The organism is Thioclava sp. F42-5, assembly GCF_002213195.1.
Classification (GTDB): domain Bacteria; phylum Pseudomonadota; class Alphaproteobacteria; order Rhodobacterales; family Rhodobacteraceae; genus Thioclava; species Thioclava nitratireducens.
Genome location: NZ_NBNZ01000001.1, coordinates 372,301 through 389,493 on the forward strand (window position 1 = coordinate 372,301; position 17,193 = coordinate 389,493).

18 protein-coding genes are annotated in these 17,193 nt (G+C 65.4%); 4 read left to right on the forward strand and 14 right to left on the reverse strand.

The window, feature by feature from the left end; all coding sequences use genetic code 11:
- Nucleotides 1–2: 2 nt before the first annotated feature.
- Both glmS and B6V74_RS01740 read left to right on the forward strand, forming a co-directional pair.
- Nucleotides 3–1,817: a glutamine--fructose-6-phosphate transaminase (isomerizing) gene (gene glmS / locus B6V74_RS01735; protein WP_088721793.1), complete on the forward strand. Its 1,815-nt coding sequence runs from the start codon at nt 3–5 to the stop codon at nt 1,815–1,817.
- Nucleotides 1,814–2,665 carry a DNA alkylation repair protein gene (locus B6V74_RS01740; protein ID WP_088721794.1) on the forward strand — a complete coding sequence of 284 codons (852 nt, stop codon included), beginning with the start codon at nt 1,814–1,816 and terminating at the stop codon, nt 2,663–2,665. The genes glmS and B6V74_RS01740 overlap by 4 nt, the downstream gene beginning before the upstream one ends.
- On the opposite strand, the gene B6V74_RS01745 is transcribed toward B6V74_RS01740, so the two are convergent.
- From B6V74_RS01745 to B6V74_RS01755, 3 genes are all read right to left on the reverse strand, one after another.
- Nucleotides 2,660–3,349 carry a D-lyxose/D-mannose family sugar isomerase gene (locus B6V74_RS01745; RefSeq protein ID WP_088721795.1) on the reverse strand — a complete coding sequence of 230 codons (690 nt, stop codon included), beginning with the start codon at nt 3,347–3,349 and terminating at the stop codon, nt 2,660–2,662. The two genes, B6V74_RS01740 and B6V74_RS01745, sit on opposite strands and share 6 nt — an antisense overlap.
- A 26-nt stretch (nt 3,350–3,375) precedes the next feature.
- Nucleotides 3,376–4,149: a gamma-glutamyl-gamma-aminobutyrate hydrolase family protein gene (locus B6V74_RS01750; protein WP_075774454.1), complete on the reverse strand. Its 774-nt coding sequence runs from the start codon at nt 4,147–4,149 to the stop codon at nt 3,376–3,378.
- Nucleotides 4,150–4,272: 123 nt separating this feature from the next.
- Complete coding sequence (locus B6V74_RS01755) at nt 4,273–5,334, reverse strand: Hint domain-containing protein (RefSeq protein WP_088721796.1); 1,062 nt, start codon at nt 5,332–5,334, stop codon at nt 4,273–4,275.
- Between the two features lie 208 nt (nt 5,335–5,542).
- Here B6V74_RS01755 and B6V74_RS01760 point away from each other — a divergent pair, with 208 nt between their 5' ends.
- Entirely contained in the window at nt 5,543–5,779 is a 237-nt protein-coding gene (locus B6V74_RS01760) for a hypothetical protein (protein WP_088721797.1), read from the forward strand.
- A gap of 11 nt (nt 5,780–5,790) precedes the next feature.
- Entirely contained in the window at nt 5,791–6,138 is a 348-nt protein-coding gene (locus B6V74_RS01765) for a hypothetical protein (RefSeq protein WP_088721798.1), read from the forward strand.
- A 342-nt stretch (nt 6,139–6,480) separates the two neighbouring features.
- Here the strand turns inward: B6V74_RS01765 and B6V74_RS01770 are convergent, their stop codons facing one another.
- The 11 genes from B6V74_RS01770 to B6V74_RS01820 all read right to left on the reverse strand — a co-directional run bounded on the left by B6V74_RS01770 (nt 6,481) and on the right by B6V74_RS01820 (nt 17,188).
- Nucleotides 6,481–7,719 carry an aminopeptidase gene (locus B6V74_RS01770; protein WP_088721799.1) on the reverse strand — a complete coding sequence of 413 codons (1,239 nt, stop codon included), beginning with the start codon at nt 7,717–7,719 and terminating at the stop codon, nt 6,481–6,483.
- Nucleotides 7,720–7,799: 80 nt separating this feature from the next.
- Entirely contained in the window at nt 7,800–8,771 is a 972-nt protein-coding gene (gene galE / locus B6V74_RS01775; protein WP_088721800.1) for a UDP-glucose 4-epimerase GalE, read from the reverse strand.
- Nucleotides 8,772–10,076, reverse strand: coding sequence for an SEL1-like repeat protein (locus tag B6V74_RS01780; RefSeq protein WP_088721801.1), 1,305 nt, complete (start codon nt 10,074–10,076; stop codon nt 8,772–8,774).
- 20 nt (nt 10,077–10,096) lie between these two features.
- Entirely contained in the window at nt 10,097–10,576 is a 480-nt protein-coding gene (locus tag B6V74_RS01785; protein ID WP_075774447.1) for a prepilin peptidase, read from the reverse strand.
- Entirely contained in the window at nt 10,573–11,298 is a 726-nt protein-coding gene (locus B6V74_RS01790; protein ID WP_157771571.1) for a helix-turn-helix transcriptional regulator, read from the reverse strand. Before B6V74_RS01790 ends, B6V74_RS01785 begins: the two co-directional genes overlap by 4 nt.
- A 378-nt stretch (nt 11,299–11,676) precedes the next feature.
- Nucleotides 11,677–12,678 carry a type II secretion system F family protein gene (locus B6V74_RS01795; protein ID WP_088721802.1) on the reverse strand — a complete coding sequence of 334 codons (1,002 nt, stop codon included), beginning with the start codon at nt 12,676–12,678 and terminating at the stop codon, nt 11,677–11,679.
- Between the two features lie 16 nt (nt 12,679–12,694).
- Nucleotides 12,695–13,666, reverse strand: coding sequence for a type II secretion system F family protein (locus B6V74_RS01800; RefSeq protein WP_088721803.1), 972 nt, complete (start codon nt 13,664–13,666; stop codon nt 12,695–12,697).
- 3 nt (nt 13,667–13,669) lie between these two features.
- Complete coding sequence (locus tag B6V74_RS01805; protein WP_088718924.1) at nt 13,670–15,100, reverse strand: CpaF family protein; 1,431 nt, start codon at nt 15,098–15,100, stop codon at nt 13,670–13,672.
- A gap of 13 nt (nt 15,101–15,113) precedes the next feature.
- Entirely contained in the window at nt 15,114–16,013 is a 900-nt protein-coding gene (locus tag B6V74_RS01810; protein WP_141104879.1) for a hypothetical protein, read from the reverse strand.
- A gap of 18 nt (nt 16,014–16,031) precedes the next feature.
- Nucleotides 16,032–16,682: a TadE/TadG family type IV pilus assembly protein gene (locus tag B6V74_RS01815; RefSeq protein WP_088718926.1), complete on the reverse strand. Its 651-nt coding sequence runs from the start codon at nt 16,680–16,682 to the stop codon at nt 16,032–16,034.
- Complete coding sequence (locus B6V74_RS01820) at nt 16,679–17,188, reverse strand: TadE/TadG family type IV pilus assembly protein (RefSeq protein WP_075774440.1); 510 nt, start codon at nt 17,186–17,188, stop codon at nt 16,679–16,681. Before B6V74_RS01820 ends, B6V74_RS01815 begins: the two co-directional genes overlap by 4 nt.
- Between the last annotated feature and the right edge of the window lie 5 nt (nt 17,189–17,193).

Below are 17,193 nucleotides of genomic sequence, written 5' to 3' on the forward strand. Positions count from 1 at the left end.
AAATGTGCGGAATTATTGGCGTTCTCGGGAAGCACGAGGTTTCCCCCTGGCTCGTTGAGAGCCTCAAGCGGTTGGAATATCGCGGCTATGACAGTGCCGGGATCGCGACGGTGAACGAGGGCAAGCTGGACCGCCGCCGGGCGGTGGGCAAGCTGTGGAACCTGTCCGATCTGCTGGTGCATGAGCCGCTTCCGGGCAAGTCGGGCATCGGCCATACCCGCTGGGCGACCCATGGCGCTGCGACCCAGGGCAATGCGCATCCGCATCGCTCGGGGCCCGTCGCGGTCGTGCATAACGGCATTATCGAGAATTTCCGCGAGTTGCGGGCCGAGCTGGCCGAGGCCGGGATCACCCCGGAGACGCAGACGGATACCGAAACCGTCGCGCTGCTGACGCGGATGTTCATGGATCGCGGCATGGACGCGCGCGAGGCGGCAGTCGCGACGCTTGGCAAGCTCGAAGGGGCGTTCGCCCTGCTGTGGCTGTTCGACGGCGAGGACGATCTGTTGATCGCGGCGCGCAAGGGCTCTCCGCTCGCGATCGGGCATGGCGACGGCGAGATGTTCGTGGGCTCGGACGCGATTGCGCTCGCGCCGATGACCGACCGGATCACCTATCTCGAAGAGGGCGATTACGCCTTCGTCACCCGCGCGGGTGCCGAGATTTTCGACGCCGAGGGCCGCCGCGCGAACCGCGACGAGAGCCGCATCGACCTAGGCCAGACGCAGGTCGAGAAGGGTGGCTACAAGCACTTCATGGCGAAGGAAATCGCCGAGCAGCCGGTCGTGATTGCAGACGCTTTGCGACATTATCTGCCCGAAACCGGGCTGAACCTGCCGGATGACTTGGACTTTTCCAACATCGACCGGATTGTCCTGATCGCCTGCGGCACGGCGCATTACGCCTGTGCGGTGGCGAAATACTGGTTCGAGGAATTCGCGCGTATCCCGGTCGAAATCGACGTGGCCTCGGAATTCCGCTACCGCGAACCGCCCTTGTCGAAGCGCAGCCTCGCCATCTTCGTCAGCCAGTCCGGGGAGACAGCCGATACGTTGGCCGCGCTGCGCTATTGCTCCGAGCGCGTCGCGAAGACCGTGGCCGTCGTGAACGTCCCCACTTCTTCCATCGCGCGCGAAGCCGACATCATGTTGCCGATCTTCGCCGGCGTCGAGGTCGGCGTGGCCTCGACCAAGGCCTTCACCGCGCAGCTTCTGGTTCTCGCAGTCATGGCGCTGAAGGCGGGTCGCGACCGCGGCGAAACGGACGCGGCGACGCTTGCCGCCCATGCCGAGACGCTACGCGCCCTGCCCGGCCTGCTCAATCAGGCGCTGGCGATTTCCGAGCCGATCTCGCATCTGGCCGAGCAACTTGCCGAGGCGCAGGACATTCTCTTCCTCGGACGCGGCGCAATGTATCCGCTGGCGCTGGAAGGCGCGCTGAAACTCAAGGAAATCAGCTACATCCATGCCGAAGGCTATGCCTCGGGCGAGCTGAAGCACGGGCCGATCGCGCTGATCGACCGCACCGTGCCGGTGATCGTGATGGCGCCACATGACAAGCTCTTCGACAAGACCGTGTCGAACATGCAGGAGGTGATGGCGCGCCACGGGATGGTGCTGTTGATCTCCGACAGCAAAGGCATCAGCGCGGCGCAGGACGGGACTTGGGGTACGCTGCAACTTCCTGATATCGCTGAACCTTTCGCGCCGATCCTTTACGCGGTCCCGGCGCAGCTGCTCGCCTATCACACGGCGGTCGCGAAGGGCACCGACGTCGATCAGCCGCGCAACCTCGCCAAGTCGGTGACGGTCGAATGAGCCGCAAGAGGGGCAAGAAGCGCGTCGCGCGGCCGAGCGCGGCGGATTACGCTCCGCTCGACCCGGCGGAGGACGCAAAGCTGCGCGCCGAGGCCGAGGCCTACGCGGCCTCAGATGCGGAATATGAGAGCTTCACCGAGGCAGAAGACGCCGACGAGCAGCTCGGCCCGCCGCCCACGCTGGAAGATGCGCTTTTCGCGCTGGAAAGCTGGGCGGATGCCGAGAAAGCCGCCGAAATGGCCGCCTATCACAAGGCGGAGCGGCGCTATTTGGGCGTGGCCGTGCCCGCGATCGAGGACATGGTCGCACTATGGCGTGGCCAGCTCGACGTGCCGGGGCGAGTCGAACTCGCCCGGGGACTTTGGGACAGCGACATTCACGAGGCGCGGATCGCGGCGGCCAAGCTGCTGACGCAAGCGCGGCTGCGCCCTGACGACGCCGCATGGGAGTTGATCGCAAGTTGGGTGCAGCAATTCGACGCTTGGGCGATTGCCGATCACGCGGCCAAGGCGGGCTCGAAACGGCTTCAGGCCGAGCCCGCGCGGCTTGACGAAGTGGCGGATTGGGTGCGCTCGGATCACATGTGGACGCGGCGCGCGGCCTTCGTCTTCACCCTGCCTTGGACCAAGCAACGCAATCCCAGGCCCGAGGACGAGGCGGTCCGCGACGAAGTTCTGGGCTGGGCCGCGCAACTGGCAGAGGATCGCGATTGGTTCATCCAGAAGGCCATCGCATGGTGGCTACGCGAGCTGAGCAAGAAAGACCCGGCGCGGGCACAGGCCTGGCTGGCCGAGCACGGCGAAAGGCTGAAGCCCTTCGCCCGCAAGGAAGCCCGTAAATACTTATGAGTACAGGAACTTGTCGTAGTCGCTGACCAGCAGGTGGCGCGGAGCTTCGTCTTCCTCGATCTCGGAGAAGCGCCCGATATCTTCGCGGAAAATGTTGTCGGTGTTGTCGTCATTGACGGTCGAGACTTCGCCGATCAGCACGTCGCCGCCCTCGCCCCAGAAGGCATGCCAGTCGCCGGGGCGCAGGGTCACGCTCTCGCCCGGACGCAGGATCAGAACCTCGCCGGGCTCGTAGCGGCGCGGGACACCGTCGCACATCACCTGCCCGCCCGCAGTGTCGTCAAATTTGCCATCTGCATCAGAGCCATAGAGCTCGATCGCGAGGTTCGCGCCGCCGCGGTTGATGATGTCCTCGGCCTTGATGATATGGGTATGCATCGGGCTGACCTGGTCCTTGCGCGAGATCAGCAGCTTTTCGGCGTACGCCATACCATGGCCCGCCTGAAGATCGCGCAGATCGCCGTTGCGCAGGGTGAAGAGGAACAGGCCCAGCTTGTCGAAATCGCCCTGACCGTAATCGGTGATGTCCCAGCCCATCGCGGCTTCCACGATGCGCTGCGCCTGCGGAAGGCGCGCCTTGAACTCGGCCGGGCTCCACCACGCGAAGGGCGGCAGGCGGAAGCCGAATTCCTGGATCATATCCTCGGCCGCGGCCATGATTTCGTTCACGCGCGAGCGTTTCATCTGTCTCTCCGTTTTGTCTTCGCGGCTCAGGCGACGCAGGCGGCGGGCCGTTCGCCGCGCGCCCAAGCGCGCACCGCATCGCCGAATGCCTCGAACAGAGGCCGCGAGACCGGATCTTCCGCCGCACGCCATTCGGGATGCCATTGCACCGATAGGGTAAACCCGGGTGCGTCCTTAACATAGATCGCTTCGGGAGTACCATCAGGGGCGCGCCCCTCGATCACGATCCGCGTGCCAGCGGTGCAAACGCCCTGCCCGTGCAGCGTGTTGGTCTCGACCTCATCCGCGCCGAAGAGACGCGCGAACCGGCCGCCGGGTGTAAGCGTGACCATGTGACGGTTCGAGAACCCTTCCTCGAGCGTCCCCTCGGGGGGCATCCGGTGGTTCAATCGCCCCGGAAGCTCGCGGATCTCAGGGTGCAGCGTGCCGCCCATCGCGACGTTTACCTCCTGAAACCCCCGACAGATGCCAAGGAAGGGCTGCCCGTTTTCAACGCACGCGCGCACCAGAGGCAGGGTGATCGCGTCGCGGGCACGGTCGAAGGTGCCGTGCTTTTCGGTCGGCTCTTCGCCATATTCATGCGGATGGACGTTCGGCCGCCCGCCGGTCAGCAGGAAGCCGTCGCAGACCTCCATCAACTCCTGAACGGACACATATTCGGGATCGGCGGGGATCAGCAGCGGGATGCAATCGGAGACCTTGCTCACCGCTTCCGAGTTGAGCTGCCCGCCTTCATGGACGGGGTAGCGGTCACCTACGAGGCCTCTATTGCCGATGATGCCGACGACGGGTCTGGTCATTGAATTCTCCTTTGTCCCGAAGCTAAGGCGGCGTTCGCGCGGAGAAAAGGCGCAAAATGCGCACGAAGCCGTGCATCTGACGCACAGCCCAAGCTTGCAGCGATCTCGCGCGGATTTGCCCGTTCACGCGGCCAGATCATGGCGCAGGATCGCGGCCTCGGAGGGCTTGAGCGCGCGACGGGCGAAGGCGCCGTAGCTAAGCGGATTTTCCTCGACCTCGGGCAGCAGCGCCTCGAGTCCGGCGCGCTGGTCGCGAGCGATCATCTCGAGCCGGGTCGAGGCGGGGTGGAAACTCTCCGTCTCGAGCCCGTTCGCGGTCAGCACCTGATGGCGCTCGAACATCAGGTGGATGTAGCTCAGGCCTTTTACCATGCCCTCGAAGCGGATCTCGCCGCCATTCACCAGATCGCATGCGCGCACCAGAACCTCGTCCTCGGCGAACAGCGCCTGTGCGGCGCGGCCCCGCACCAGCATCCGGTGCTGCGGCGACACGATCAGATCGCGGTCGGGCCGCGCGATGCCGAACGCTCCGGCCGAGATGCGCACCGGGCGCAGATGCGGCATCGCATGGAGCCGCGCGCCGGAGATGTCGCGCTTCCCGATCCAGCAGATCGGCTGCGCCCCGTCATCGCGGGTCATCACGCGGTCGCCCTCGCGCAAAGCTTCGACCGGGCGGCGGCCCCGGTCGGTTTCGATCAGCGTGCCGGGCGTGAAACAGATGACGCCCGCAGGTCCCTGCCGCGCCGCTTTCGGTCGCAGATCGAGGGCGCGATCAACCACCCACAGATCGCTGTCCACCGGCGGCATCCGACCGGCGAACATCAAGATGCGGGTGCCGCTTTCGGGCAGTTCGATCAGGGTGACGACATAGGCGTGATAGCCATCAGTCACGGTAAAGCTTTGATTGGGCGTCTCGATCTCGTCGGGCTCGTCGAGCGTGCGGGGGCTTCCCACCGCCTCGCCCAAAAGGCGGCGCACCGCGCGGGCGGCTTTCGTGCGCCGCTCCGCCTCGCCGCGCGCATTATGCAGGATGAGCCGATCGTTTGGCCCGTCGACGCAGATCGCCTGCCCCGTCCAGCGCCAGCACGCGCCAACGGTCACGACATCCAGCGGCGGCACCGGCGTGCCGTCGACCTCTGTCTGCGCCCATGAAATGACGAAGGTGCCCTGATAGCCCGCCTTCATAGCTCTGATCCTGCCCGTATTTTTGCGAGGACTTATGTCTGCCCCCTGCTTATTGAGTGTCACGGTATCATGATGAATTTCCGATGTGAATCCCCCATCTTGACGCTTGGGGCAAGCCGCATTCACCGAAACTTGCGCGCGCCCGAGCTTGCCCCGCGCCCGCGCAACTGCATCTTCCGTCGGGAAGAGCAGCCTGAGGAGACTCACGATGAAAGCTATTGCCCTGATCGCAGCCCTCGCCTGCGCCGCGATGCCGTCGCTGGCCGCCGCGCAGCAGCAGCCGCTCAATGCGATTGAGATTCAGCGCGTTCACGCTCTGGTCGGAAATGTCGACCTGTCCCACCTCACCGACCGCCAGATCGTGCAGATCAAGGACGCGCTGGTTCAGAATGTCGATCGCACCGCGAAAGAGACGCTGATCCGCATGGCGCTTAAGAAGAAATGAGGAACCTGCTTATGACCATTCGACTTACCGCTTCCGCGCTTGGTTGCAGCCTGGCAGTCGCTCTTAGCCTCGGCACCGGCATTGCGCAAGCGGGCGCCGCGTCGCAACCGCCCGGCGGCCTCGGTCCGCAAGCTCCCAAACCGCAAAGCTCGAGCGGCCCCGACCCGGCCTATTTCATGCCCGCCAATCCGCATCTCAGCATGCTCGATCAGACGCGCGCCGCGAAATTCGCAAAAGGCAAGTCGCTCGAAGATATCGGCTTCACGCAAGTCGCGGCGATCGAGAACGCATTGCTGCATCCCTCGCTCGCGCAGAACCGCGAGGCGCTCATTACCAAGAGCCTCGATACCGGTCAGTGAGCAATACGGGAATTCGGGCTCTTTCCGCTCAGGCTGGGCACCGCCCGGCCTGAACGCGTTTTCGGGGAGGAGGATCGAAAGTCCGCGTCGGCCGGGCGGCCCTTCACACGGCGCAAGATGCGCGGGTTGCCCAAGAGGGTCAGCCAAGCCCGACCCTTGCTTTCAGATTTCGCCTAGTTTCCGTTTTCGTCAAGCGGCACCCGCGCAGCGCGGTGCCCTGCTACCCCGGCCGTTTCGAACTGCGCAGAACGGGGCGAAATTCCCTGCAAATGCACAAAATACAAGCGCCCGACACACCAATCGGCGTGTCGGGCGCTACACTTTGTCAGGTTCCGCGGGCGATCAGGCCCATTCGCCCTTGCGGAAGACCGGGACGCGGGTGCCGTCGGGCTTGATGCCGTCGATATCGGTCTCGGGACCGCCGATCATCCAGTCGACATGGATCATCGAGCTGTTGCCGCCCTTCGCCGCGACCTCGTCCTCGCTCAGCTCGCCGCCGTTGATGAAACATTTCGAATAGCACTGCCCCATCGCGATATGGCAGGCCGCGTTCTCGTCATAGAGCGTGTTGAAGAACAACAGCCCCGAGGCCGAGATCGGCGAGCCATGCGGCACCAGCGCGACCTCGCCCAGACGGCGCGCGCCCTCGTCGGTGTCGATCAGCTTTTGCAGCACCGCCTCGCCGCGGCTGGCCTTCGCCTCGACCACTTTGCCGCCCTCGAAACGCATCTCGATATTCTCGATCAGGCTGCCTTGATGCGACAGCGGTTTGGTCGCGCGAACGATCCCGTCGACGCGCTCGGCATGGGGCGTGGTGAAGACCTCTTCGGTCGGGATGTTCGGGTTGCAGACGACGCCGTTATTGGCCTCCGAAGCGCCGCCGCTCCACTCGTGATCGTCGGCGAGGCCCACGGTCAGATCGGTGCCACCACCGGTGAAGTGCAGCGCCGAGAAGCGCTGCTCGTTCAGCCAGTCGCGGCGCTTGCGCAGGGCGGCGTTATGCGCCTCCCAAGCGGCGACGGGATCGGGCTGGTCGGCGCGCGAGGCCGCGAAGATCGCGTCGGCCAGTTTGCCCACGGCCTCCTCTTCGGGCAGGTCGGGGAAGACGCGCTTGGCCCAGGCCACGGTCGGGTAGCTCACGATCGACCAGTTGATCTCGAAATTCGAGATTTTCTCCAGCGCCGGCTTGTAGGCGATGGAGTTGGCCTTGCCCGCGCGCGAGACTTTTTCCGGGTCCTGTTCCGACAGCAGCATCGGGTCTTCGCCGACGATCGCCATGCGGGCCGCGCCGCCTTCGTAAGCTTTCGCCATGCCCTGATAGAGCCAATCCGGCGCACGGTCGAAGCTGGCATCCTTGGCGTTCTCGAACCGGGCCAAGGTGATCTCGCCATCGCTGAGGATCGGAGTGAAGGTGCCTGCGCCCGCGCGATAGGCTTCGGCGGCGATCCGGCGCACCAGCGGCAGCGCTTCGACGGGCGCGGTCAACACCAGATCCTGACCGTCTTGCAGGTTCAGCCCCACCTGCACGGCAACCTCGGCCAGCCGGTCGAGAAGTTGCGGATCGATTGCGTCGCTTGCCATGAGAGCCTCCTGAATTGCGTTGAGCCGCAAGATAGATGGCTGGGCGGCAGGCTCAACCCCGGCGATGGGCGAACCCGAGGTCAGAGACCGAACCACGGGGCGGCATGGGACACGATCTCGTCAAGTTCACGGTAGCGCGCGGTAAAGCCCAGAGCGTCGCGCGCCCGCGACGGATCGGCCACCAGTTCCGCCGGATCGCCGGGGCGGCGCGGCGCGTCCTCGAAGGGCACCTTGCGCCCCGTCACCCGCTCGACCGAGGCGATCACCTCGCGGATCGACGCGCCCCGTCCGGTCCCTAGGTTCAGTTTCAGGCTATCTCCGCCGCCCTCCAGGTGATCGAGCGCCAGAAGATGCGCGCGGGCCAGATCGTCGACATGGATATAGTCGCGGATGCATGTGCCGTCGGGCGTCGGATAATCCGTGCCGAAGACCTTCACCGCCGGGCCCTGCCCCGAGGCCGCACGCAGCACCAGCGGGATCAGATGGGTTTCCGGGTCGTGGCGCTCGCCGATCTCGCCGCTCGGATCGGCGCCGCTCGCGTTGAAGTAGCGCAGGGCCGCGAACCGCAACCCGGTCGCGGCGGCGGCATCCTCCAGCATCCATTCGCAGATCAGCTTGCTGCGGCCATAGGGGTTGATCGGGTTTTGCGGCGTGTCCTCGGAAATCGGCAGCGTCTCGGGCGTGCCATAGGTGGCGCAGCTCGACGAGAAGACGATCTTGTCGAGCCCCACCGCCTGCATCGCGCCCAGAAGGGCGGTCATCCCACCCAGATTGACGTCGTAATATCGGGTGGGCTCGGCCACGCTCTCACCGACATAGGCCAGCGCCGCGAAATGGATTACGGCGTCGATCTGGTGGTCCTTGAGCGTCGCCCTGACCAGTTTTCGGTCGCGCAGATCGCCCTCGACCAGAGGCCCCCAGCGCACCGCATCGGCATGGCCGCGCGACAGATCGTCAAAGACCACAGGGGTGTGCCCCGCCTCGGCGAGCGCCTTGCAGCAATGCGACCCGATGAAGCCCGCGCCCCCGGTGACCAGAACCTTCGACGTCACTTAGGCGCCCCACCCGTCGCGCAGCATCGCCCCCACGATCTCGGGCGCGAGAACCCCGTCACGGCAGGCCATATCGCCCGGCATCTTGCCGCAGGCGCGCTCCATCGCGCGCAGCGTTCCGCGCCCGGCGAAGCCGTCGAGCGGGCCACGGTACAGCCCCTGCTTGGCGAGATGTTTCTGGATCAGATAGACCGCGAGCCTCGGATTGGCCTTGAAAAGGTCGCGTGCCTCTGCGGCGGACATCTTGGCCATGGCCGGCGCGATCTCTCCGGCGAGCGGCGCGAAATCTGCGTCGTGCCGATGCATCGCTGCGCGGATGGTCATCTCGTAATTCGCCCGCTCTTCCGGCGTGAACAGATCGGCATGCGCTTCTAGGAACGTCGACGCCCCCTTGGGATCGCGCCGCACGTTGTAGGCGTTGCCATCGCGCAAGAGACCGACGAGATAGCGCGCCGCCGTGCGGTTGCCTGCTTCGGCGGCCTCACGCAGTTGCGCCACCGCCATCTTGCCATCACCGCGCATCGAGATGCCCCAGATGCGGCGTGTGGCGTCGAGCACTTCGATCCGCTCGTTTCCGGCCGCACGGGCGGCCTTGGCGTAGCCGTCGAACTTGGCCCGCGAGACCTTGCCGCTGCCGAGATAGCCATACATCGCGCCCTCGGCCAGCGTCGCATAAGCGCTGCCGATGCCCGCGGCCCCTGCGCGCTGCAACATCGTCTCAGCCGCGGCCGGATCGCGCTGCGACCACATCATCTCCTCGCCAAATTTCCACAAGCCGGTCGCGTCGCCCGCCTCCGCCGCAGTCTCGAACAGGTCGCGCGCCTTTTCGCGGTTCCGGGGCACGCCGATGCCATAGAGATAGGCTTCGCCCAGCTTGATCGCCGCATCCCGGTTTCCCGATTTCACCTGCGCCTCGAGAAGGGCCCGGCCACGGTCGGTGTCGCGCGGCAGCACCCAGCCGCCCAGCAATTGCTCGCCCAGCACGCGCGCGGCGCCGGCATCGCCGGCATCCGCGGCTTGCGACAGGAGCTCCGTCGCGCGGGCGCGATCCGTCGGGACCGGACCACCCCAGAGGAGCAGCTCTCCGGCCATCCGCGCGGCCTGGGCATTACCCTCTGACGCCGCGCGTTCCAGCATCGCGAGCCCCGTTTCGGGATCGGCGGGAACCTTCGGTGTCCCCCAGATCAAATCATGAGCACGCGCCGTCGTGTCGGGCTGCGTCTCCTCTGCCTGCACCGCGCCACCTGCGACGCAGAGCACGAGGGCGAAAGCCCCCAACGTGTCGGTCCAAATCTTGCGTGACATAGGTCCTCCCTTGGCGGGGCCTACCCGCCGACCAGATAAGGCAAAGCCAGACCGGCAAGCGCGATCGAGACGCCCATCGGGAGCTTTCCCCGTGCGTAACAGCTCTTCCAACCCAAGCGAGGCCCGAGGCGCGCCGCAACTGGCGCGCTTTGCAGCCCCATCGTCAGCGCCGAGCCTGCGAAAAGCGCGACGGAAAAGGCGATCAGAAACTCCCCCATCGCCGCAGAGGGCACGAACAGCATCAGGGCCGCGAGGAATTTCACGTCCCCGCCTCCGAAGGCGCGCAGCACGAAGAAGACGTAGCCAACCGCGAAAGTGATCGCTGCCGCGGCCAGCCGCAGGCTCAGTTCGTGCAGAGCCAGGAACGGCGCGCAGAGCGCAAAGAAGCCCAGCGTAATCAGCACGATCCTGTTCGGGATGCGCATCTCGCGCAGATCGCTGAGCGCAACCCAGATCAACACCGGGGCCAGCGCCGCCAGCGGCAGGAGTTGCGCAGTCATGCGACCCGTCCGGATTTCGCGCCGCCGAGTTCGAACGGCAGTCCGGAGACAAGCTGGAAGGTCAATTCCGCCAAGTTGCGCGCGCCGGTCTTGGAATAGAGATTGCTTAGATGGGTGCGCAGGGTGGATTCCTTGATCCCCAGCTCCGCAAGCATCTGATCGGGCGACTGGCCATGGCGCAGCAGCAGGCAGACGCGATATTCCGAACGGCTCAGGCGCGCCGGGTTATCCGCGCTCAGGATCGGCGAGCCGATGAGCGGCGCGGCCTGCTTGGCGGCCGATTTCAGCAAGCTCTCGGTGAACATGCCTCGCGCGCGGTTGTGCCAGGTGCGGCTAAGCGTATCGCCGAGCGTCGTCAGCACAGCCTGCTGATACTGGCGCAACTTCTCGGTGAAATGCAGCTCCAGCGTATCGACCCAGCGATCGCTGATCTCGAGCGGGATGACCACCATCTCGATCAGGTTGCGACGGGCGAGCGCCGAGGCGACCGCAGGCGGCACGTCCTCGTCCTGCATCGAGCGATACCAAGTCGAGCCCTTCTTCGCCTTGTCCAGGTAATCGCCCAGCAGATCGCCCGCGAAGCTTTGCTCCAAGGGGATCCGGCAACCCGATCTCGCCCTGTCATGAACCAGCGCCCGCGCCGGTGCGCCCGCATCTCGCGGATAGCGCGCCAATATGATGGCCTCGGCCCCGATACTGTCGGTCAGATATCTCAATGCCATGCGGAGCGGGTTCGTCCCGTGCAGACACTCACACCACTGTGCAACGGCCCCAATCATGCCCGCTTCGATAGCGCGCTCCTGCCCGGGCGGTGCCCCGGCTGTTCCATAGTCTCGCATGGTCCCCACCATCCCCAGAAACTATTATATGTGGCCCCTTTTCTTAGCGTGACAGCGCGTGGGCCATCTCTAAGCGTAACTCCTAAATGGGTTAATTCCTAAGCTAGCCATTTGGACTATATCCACAGAACCCAGGAATGTATCCACAGGCAACCGATACACCCAAAGGTTGCAATTTCGGCATTTAGGTCGAAATTTCGTCCGTAAAAATTGCCCGTAAACAATGCCTTGGGAAAAGCGCCGATTTGAAAACGATTCGATTTACTGGGCGTAGTTCATAAAATATCGAATCACCACGGGGCCGACCGCGATCAGGATCAGCGCCGGCAGCATCAGCGAAGCGAGAACCCCGGACATCTGCACCGGCAGGCGATTGGCCTTTTCCTGCGCGCGCATCTCGCGGATGCCACGCAGATCGGCGGCATAGGTGGTCAGGGCCTGTGCCATGGACGCCCCGAAGCGCAGCGACTGGCTCGCGACATTGGCGAAAGCGCGCACGGTCTCGACCCCGGTGCGGTCGGCCATGTCCCGCAGGGCCGCCTCGCGCTCGCGACCGGCCTGGACCTGTCGCTGCACCGAGAGGAACTCGAAGGAGATCTCCGGCGAGGTCTCGGCCAGTTCGTTGCCGACGCGAGTCATCGCCGCATCGAACCCCATGCCGCTCTCGATGGCGACCTGCATCAGGTCGAGCGCGTTCGGAAAGCTTTCCTCGATGCGCAACCGCCGCTCACGCATCCGGCCGTTTAGCCACATCAGCGGCAGCAGGTAACCGCCAGCGACAAGGCCGGTGAGTATCTGGTAGGTCGCGATACCGCTCAGGCTGCCGAGGCGGGCATCCAGCCCCAGCGGCAGCGCGATGTCGGGGCTACGCGCGGCGATCAGGAGCCCCATGAAAATCCCCGGCAGACCGATCCCCAGCGCGATCCGGATCAGAGTGAAGCGGCGCAAGGCGCTCGCCCCGGACAGACCGGCCTGCGCGAGTTTGCGTTCGAGCTTGGAGCGGGTCTGGCGGTCTGCGGGCACGAAGGCCTTCAGGATCTGACCCGGACGGGCCTCCGGCGCCTTGAGATAGCCATGCTCGGCACGTCCCCCCGTTTTCGGCCCGCCAATGGCCGCAATGCGCTCGGCGGCGCGGTCGCGCTGGAAGGCGGCCTGAAGCCCGACGATCAGCAGCAGCAGGCCGAAGCCGATCCCGGCGGCCAGAAGCGTTTCGGGCGCGATGCCCATCCGAAGCGCAAAATCCTCGATCCGTGTCATCAACATGGTCTCTCTCCCCGGCTCAGATCCGGAACTGCACCAAGCGGCGCAGCACCACGGCATTCAGGACAATCAGCGTGATGACGATGATCGCCATCGTGCGGAACATCGGCTGATCGGCGACCTCGCCATAGTAATTGGGCGAAATCAGCGAGGTGAAGCCGAACATGATGAAGGGCAGAGCGGTCAGGAACCACGCCGAGGCGCGCCCCTCCGCCGAGATCGCGCGGATCTTGCGCCGCATCGAGATCCGGCCCCGCGTCGTCGCCGCCAGCACTTCGAGGACGCGGGCGAGATCGCCGCCAGTGCCATGCTGGATGCCGATGCTGGCGGCGAGATAATCGGCGTCTTCCAGCCCCACCCTCTCGGCGAATTCCAGCACCGCGTCAGGAAGATCTTCACCGTAGGTGACCTGATCGAAGATGATGCCGAACTCGGTGCCGATAGGGTCCGGCATTTCCTCGGCCACGGCGCCGATCGACATGTTCAGCGGATGGCCGATCTTCAGACCGCGCGCCAGCATGTCGAGCGCGTCGGGAAGTTGGCCGGTCAGCACCTTCATCCGCTGCGTCGCCCGCGAGCGCAGAACCAGAAAAGGCAGAACCAGCCCGATGACCAGTGCCGCCGGGGCCGCCCGCAACGGGCCGAGCGGCGCAAGCGCGAGTACGAAACTCCCGATCGTAAGCGCGGCGCAGAGCAGCAGGAATTTGTCCGGCCCGATCCGGAAGCCCGCACGATGCAGCAGGCGCGGCAGGTCGAAGCTCTTGGGGAGCCGCGCGATCCATCCTTTGCGCGGATCGGGCTTGAGCAGCGCAAGCACCTCCTCGGTGTCGCGGCCCTTCGCGATCATCTTCATCCGGCGGCTCTTGGCCTCGCCGCTGGTCTCCGTCCGGTTGAGCAGATGCAGCCCCCCGGTCAGCGCCAGCAGCACGCCAAGCGCGATGCCGCTATAGGCGACATAGGCGGCAAGGTCTTTTTCGATCATCTCCCACATGGCTCAGTGCCCCCGCATCTTGAAATCAGTCGGATCGACCGCGACGCCCGCTGCGATCAGGTCTTCGAGGCAGCGCGGGCGCAGGCCGGTGGCGGTGAACTCGCCCTCGATCGCGCCATCTGCGGTGGTGCCGGTCTTCCGGAACGTGAAGATGTCCTGCATCATCACGATATTGCCCTCCTGCCCGGTGATTTCCGAGATTGACAGCACCCGGCGGCGGCCGTCGGAGAGGCGCGCAATCTGCACCACGATGTCGAGTCCGGAGGCGATCTGCGAACGGATCGCGGTCAGCGGCATGTCGAGGCCGATCATGGTCACCATCTGCTCGATCCGCCCCAGGGCATCACGGGCGGAATTGGCGTGGACGGTGGTCATCGAGCCGTCATGGCCGGTGTTCATCGCCTGCAACATGTCGAAGGCTTCCGAGCCGCGCACCTCGCCCACGATGATCCGGTCGGGCCGCATCCGGAGCGCGTTCTTCACCAGATCGCGCTGGAGCACCGCGCCCTGCCCGTTCGGATTTGGCGCCCGGGTTTCCAGCCGCACGACGTGCTCCTGCTGCAGCTGCAGTTCCGCTGCATCCTCGATCGTCACGATCCGCGTGCGCGGGTCGATGGCGGCAGAGATCGCGTTCAGCAGCGTCGTCTTGCCCGAGCCGGTGCCGCCGGAGATCAGGATGTTCTTGCGGGCATGGACCAGCCCCTGCAGGAACCGCGCCGCCGCCCCGGTCATCATCCCGGTCTCGACGAGCCGCTCCAGCGTATAGGGCTGGCGCGAGAACTTGCGGATCGAGAGGCTCGGCCCGTCGATCGCGCAAGGCCGGATGATCGCGTTCACGCGGCTGCCGTCATCGAGCCGCGCATCGACCCATGGGTTGCTCTCGTCGATCCGGCGGCCCACCCGCGAGACGATCTTGTCGATGATCCGGAGCAGATGACGCTCGTCGCGAAAGCGCACCGCTGTGCGCTCCAGCACGCCGTGACGTTCGACGAAGACGCGGTTGCAGCCGTTGACGAGAATATCGTTGATCGAGGGATCGGCCAGCAACGGCTCGAGCGGGCCAAGGCCCAGCACCTCGTTGAGAAGCTCGTCGACCAGCGTCTTGAACTCCTCCGCGCGCAGCGGGGTTTTCGCGTCGCGCAGTTCTTCGCTGACCAGTGCGGCCACTTCGCGGCGGAGTTCCTCAGGCACGACCTTGTCGAGCATCGACAGGTTCAGCCGATCAAGAAGCGCATCGTGCAACCGGCTTTTCAACTCCAGCGCGCGGCGCTGGCTTTCTTCGTCGATCGAAGGCGCCGCCGGTTTCGGCGGGTTCTTTTGCGCGACCATCTCGCGCGCCTCTTTCGGCGGACTTCCCGCGAAGGGCTTGCCGAGCGGGATCACCTTTTCGGTCTCGGTACGTTTGGACCCGCGATCCGTGAAATTGCGAAACATCTCGTGTTCCCCCTCAGTTCGACCGGGCCGCGCTCTGTGCGAGCCGCCCTTTCGCAAGACCGGCGATCGCTTTCGACAAGGCGGAGCGCCGTCCGATCCGCGCCAGCGGCACTCCGCGATCGGCGGCCTCCCGTGCGGCGCGCGGGTCGTCGGGAAGCCAGTGGCTGAGGTCGCGATCGAGCGCCTTCGCCGCTTCCTGCTGCAGCCGTGAGCGCATCAGCGGACGGCTTTGATGGTTCACGACCACCTCGATCTCCAGCGCGAGGTTTTCCTCGCGATAGGCGTCGATCAGGCGGCGTGCCTGCTGCAGCGACGGCACCGCGAGATCGGTCACCAGATACAGCAAGGAGGCGCGCGCCAGCACCGGCGAGACCCAGTCGATCAGCGCATGCGGCAGATCGACGATGACGTAATCGCAGCGCGCCTGCATCAGCGTGATCAGCTCGGTCACCTGATCGGCCCCGAGCGCGCCGAGCGGCGCAAAGGCGGCAGGAGCGCAGAGCACTTCCAACCCGTCTTTCGAATATTGCAGCGACTGGTCGAGGAAGGTCTCATCGGGCATCGCGCCGCTACGCGCCATGTCGTAGAGCGCCGGGCTCGGCTCGAGGTCCAGGAACCCCGCGACCATGCCGAATTGCAGGTCGAGGTCAATCAAGCCGACGCGGCGCGGCGCCTGCCCTTTCTTGGCGCCCTGCGCCGAGAGCTGATGCGCGAGGTTCACCGCCAGCATCGTCGCCCCGATGCCACCACGGCTGCGCGCAACCGCGATCACCTGGCCTTCATCGTCGGGCGCCTCCGTCTGCGCCATACGCCCGGTCTCGGCAGAAAAGCTCAGCCGGCGCTTGGCGGGTGCGGCAAGGTCGCGAGCGCTCGGCTCGGGCACCAGGACCATCGGATTGGTTCTACGAGTCATTTCATCTCTCCCCTTGCTTTAGCTACCCGCGCCCTGCGCGAGATCCTCGCCCGGCATCGACGTACTCATGCTCGGGAAGGCGATATCTGCATCAAGATTTTCATCGGCGGTGCCCGTCACGAGCCCCACCAGCGCGCCCAGCGGCGTCGCGAATACGAAGTTCACATTCTGCAATTCGACCGTGACCATCGGCACATAGGGCCCGCCGAGGAACCCGAGTTCGGGATCGTAGGAATAGCTGAAGGACAGGTTCGCCGCGCTCGAGCCATTGGGCAGCGCCGGGGCCACGATCGGCCAGATCTCGGCCACGGTCGGATTCGTCATCGCGCCCGAGCAGCTTACCGTCGCTGGTGCGGAGCAGACCCAGCTCTCGGCGCTGCAATTGGTGCCGAATTGGGGCTCCGCCTGGTCCTTCGGCGTCACGCCGCGCGTATTCGTCTCGGGCACACCGGCGCAGGCCGGCGGGCGCACCGCGGCGAGCCGCGCCGCAACCTGCAGCCCGCGCTGCATGTTCACGTAGTGATATGCCAGACGACCGAAATCCAGCAGCCCGAAGAACACCAGCAGGTAGAGGCCGAAGACCAGCGTGAACTCGACAAGGGTCGCGCCCTCTTCGTCACGCAGGAAGCGGCGGAAGCCATGTGCCCGATATGCGAAACGCGCGCTCATGAGCCGAAGACCCGGTTCTGGTCGGCGACGACCGTGGTCACGGTGCCGAGCGTGGAGGGCGTCACGAGGGTGAAGAGACCAGCGAAGGGGAAAGTGATCGTCACATTCGCCGCAACTTCGACGATTGGCGCATCGCCGAAACGATAGCTTCCTGCGATGCAGTCGAGGCTCGGTTCGACGCTGGTGACTGTCACGCCGCCGCCCAGAACGCTGCCGCCGGTGATCGCGTTGCCGACGATATTCGCGAGCGTCGCCGCCTGACCGTCGACGCTGCCACCGGTTTCGCAGATGCTGCGCGGGGTGATGCGGGCGAGGTAGCGGCTCGCATCGCGCACCCCGCCGATCACCGTCTGGTAGGCGAGGAACATCCGCCCGCTCTCTATGATCGCGGCAAACAGGATCAGCATCAGCGGCAGCACCAGCGCAAATTCCACCAGCTGCGCACCCTCATCATCGCGCCAGATCCGGCGCGGGCTGCGGAGGCGATATGCACGAAACCACCGCATCGCGC

Coding starts and splice junctions, on each gene's coding strand:
- B6V74_RS01770 (WP_088721799.1), bottom strand. CDS start 7,719: ATGGCAAGCGACGCAATCGATCCGCAACTTCTCGACCGGCTGGCCGAG.
- B6V74_RS01815 (WP_088718926.1), bottom strand. CDS start 16,682: ATGAGCGCGCGTTTCGCATATCGGGCACATGGCTTCCGCCGCTTCCTG.
- B6V74_RS01800 (WP_088721803.1), bottom strand. CDS start 13,666: ATGTGGGAGATGATCGAAAAAGACCTTGCCGCCTATGTCGCCTATAGC.
- B6V74_RS01785 (WP_075774447.1), bottom strand. CDS start 10,576: ATGACTGCGCAACTCCTGCCGCTGGCGGCGCTGGCCCCGGTGTTGATC.
- glmS (WP_088721793.1), top strand. CDS start 3: ATGTGCGGAATTATTGGCGTTCTCGGGAAGCACGAGGTTTCCCCCTGG.
- B6V74_RS01750 (WP_075774454.1), bottom strand. CDS start 4,149: ATGACCAGACCCGTCGTCGGCATCATCGGCAATAGAGGCCTCGTAGGT.
- B6V74_RS01790 (WP_157771571.1), bottom strand. CDS start 11,298: ATGGCATTGAGATATCTGACCGACAGTATCGGGGCCGAGGCCATCATA.
- B6V74_RS01795 (WP_088721802.1), bottom strand. CDS start 12,678: ATGTTGATGACACGGATCGAGGATTTTGCGCTTCGGATGGGCATCGCG.
- B6V74_RS01760 (WP_088721797.1), top strand. CDS start 5,543: ATGAAAGCTATTGCCCTGATCGCAGCCCTCGCCTGCGCCGCGATGCCG.
- B6V74_RS01810 (WP_141104879.1), bottom strand. CDS start 16,013: ATGACTCGTAGAACCAATCCGATGGTCCTGGTGCCCGAGCCGAGCGCT.
- B6V74_RS01805 (WP_088718924.1), bottom strand. CDS start 15,100: ATGTTTCGCAATTTCACGGATCGCGGGTCCAAACGTACCGAGACCGAA.
- B6V74_RS01740 (WP_088721794.1), top strand. CDS start 1,814: ATGAGCCGCAAGAGGGGCAAGAAGCGCGTCGCGCGGCCGAGCGCGGCG.
- B6V74_RS01755 (WP_088721796.1), bottom strand. CDS start 5,334: ATGAAGGCGGGCTATCAGGGCACCTTCGTCATTTCATGGGCGCAGACA.
- B6V74_RS01745 (WP_088721795.1), bottom strand. CDS start 3,349: ATGAAACGCTCGCGCGTGAACGAAATCATGGCCGCGGCCGAGGATATG.
- B6V74_RS01765 (WP_088721798.1), top strand. CDS start 5,791: ATGACCATTCGACTTACCGCTTCCGCGCTTGGTTGCAGCCTGGCAGTC.
- B6V74_RS01780 (WP_088721801.1), bottom strand. CDS start 10,076: ATGTCACGCAAGATTTGGACCGACACGTTGGGGGCTTTCGCCCTCGTG.
- B6V74_RS01820 (WP_075774440.1), bottom strand. CDS start 17,188: ATGCGGTGGTTTCGTGCATATCGCCTCCGCAGCCCGCGCCGGATCTGG.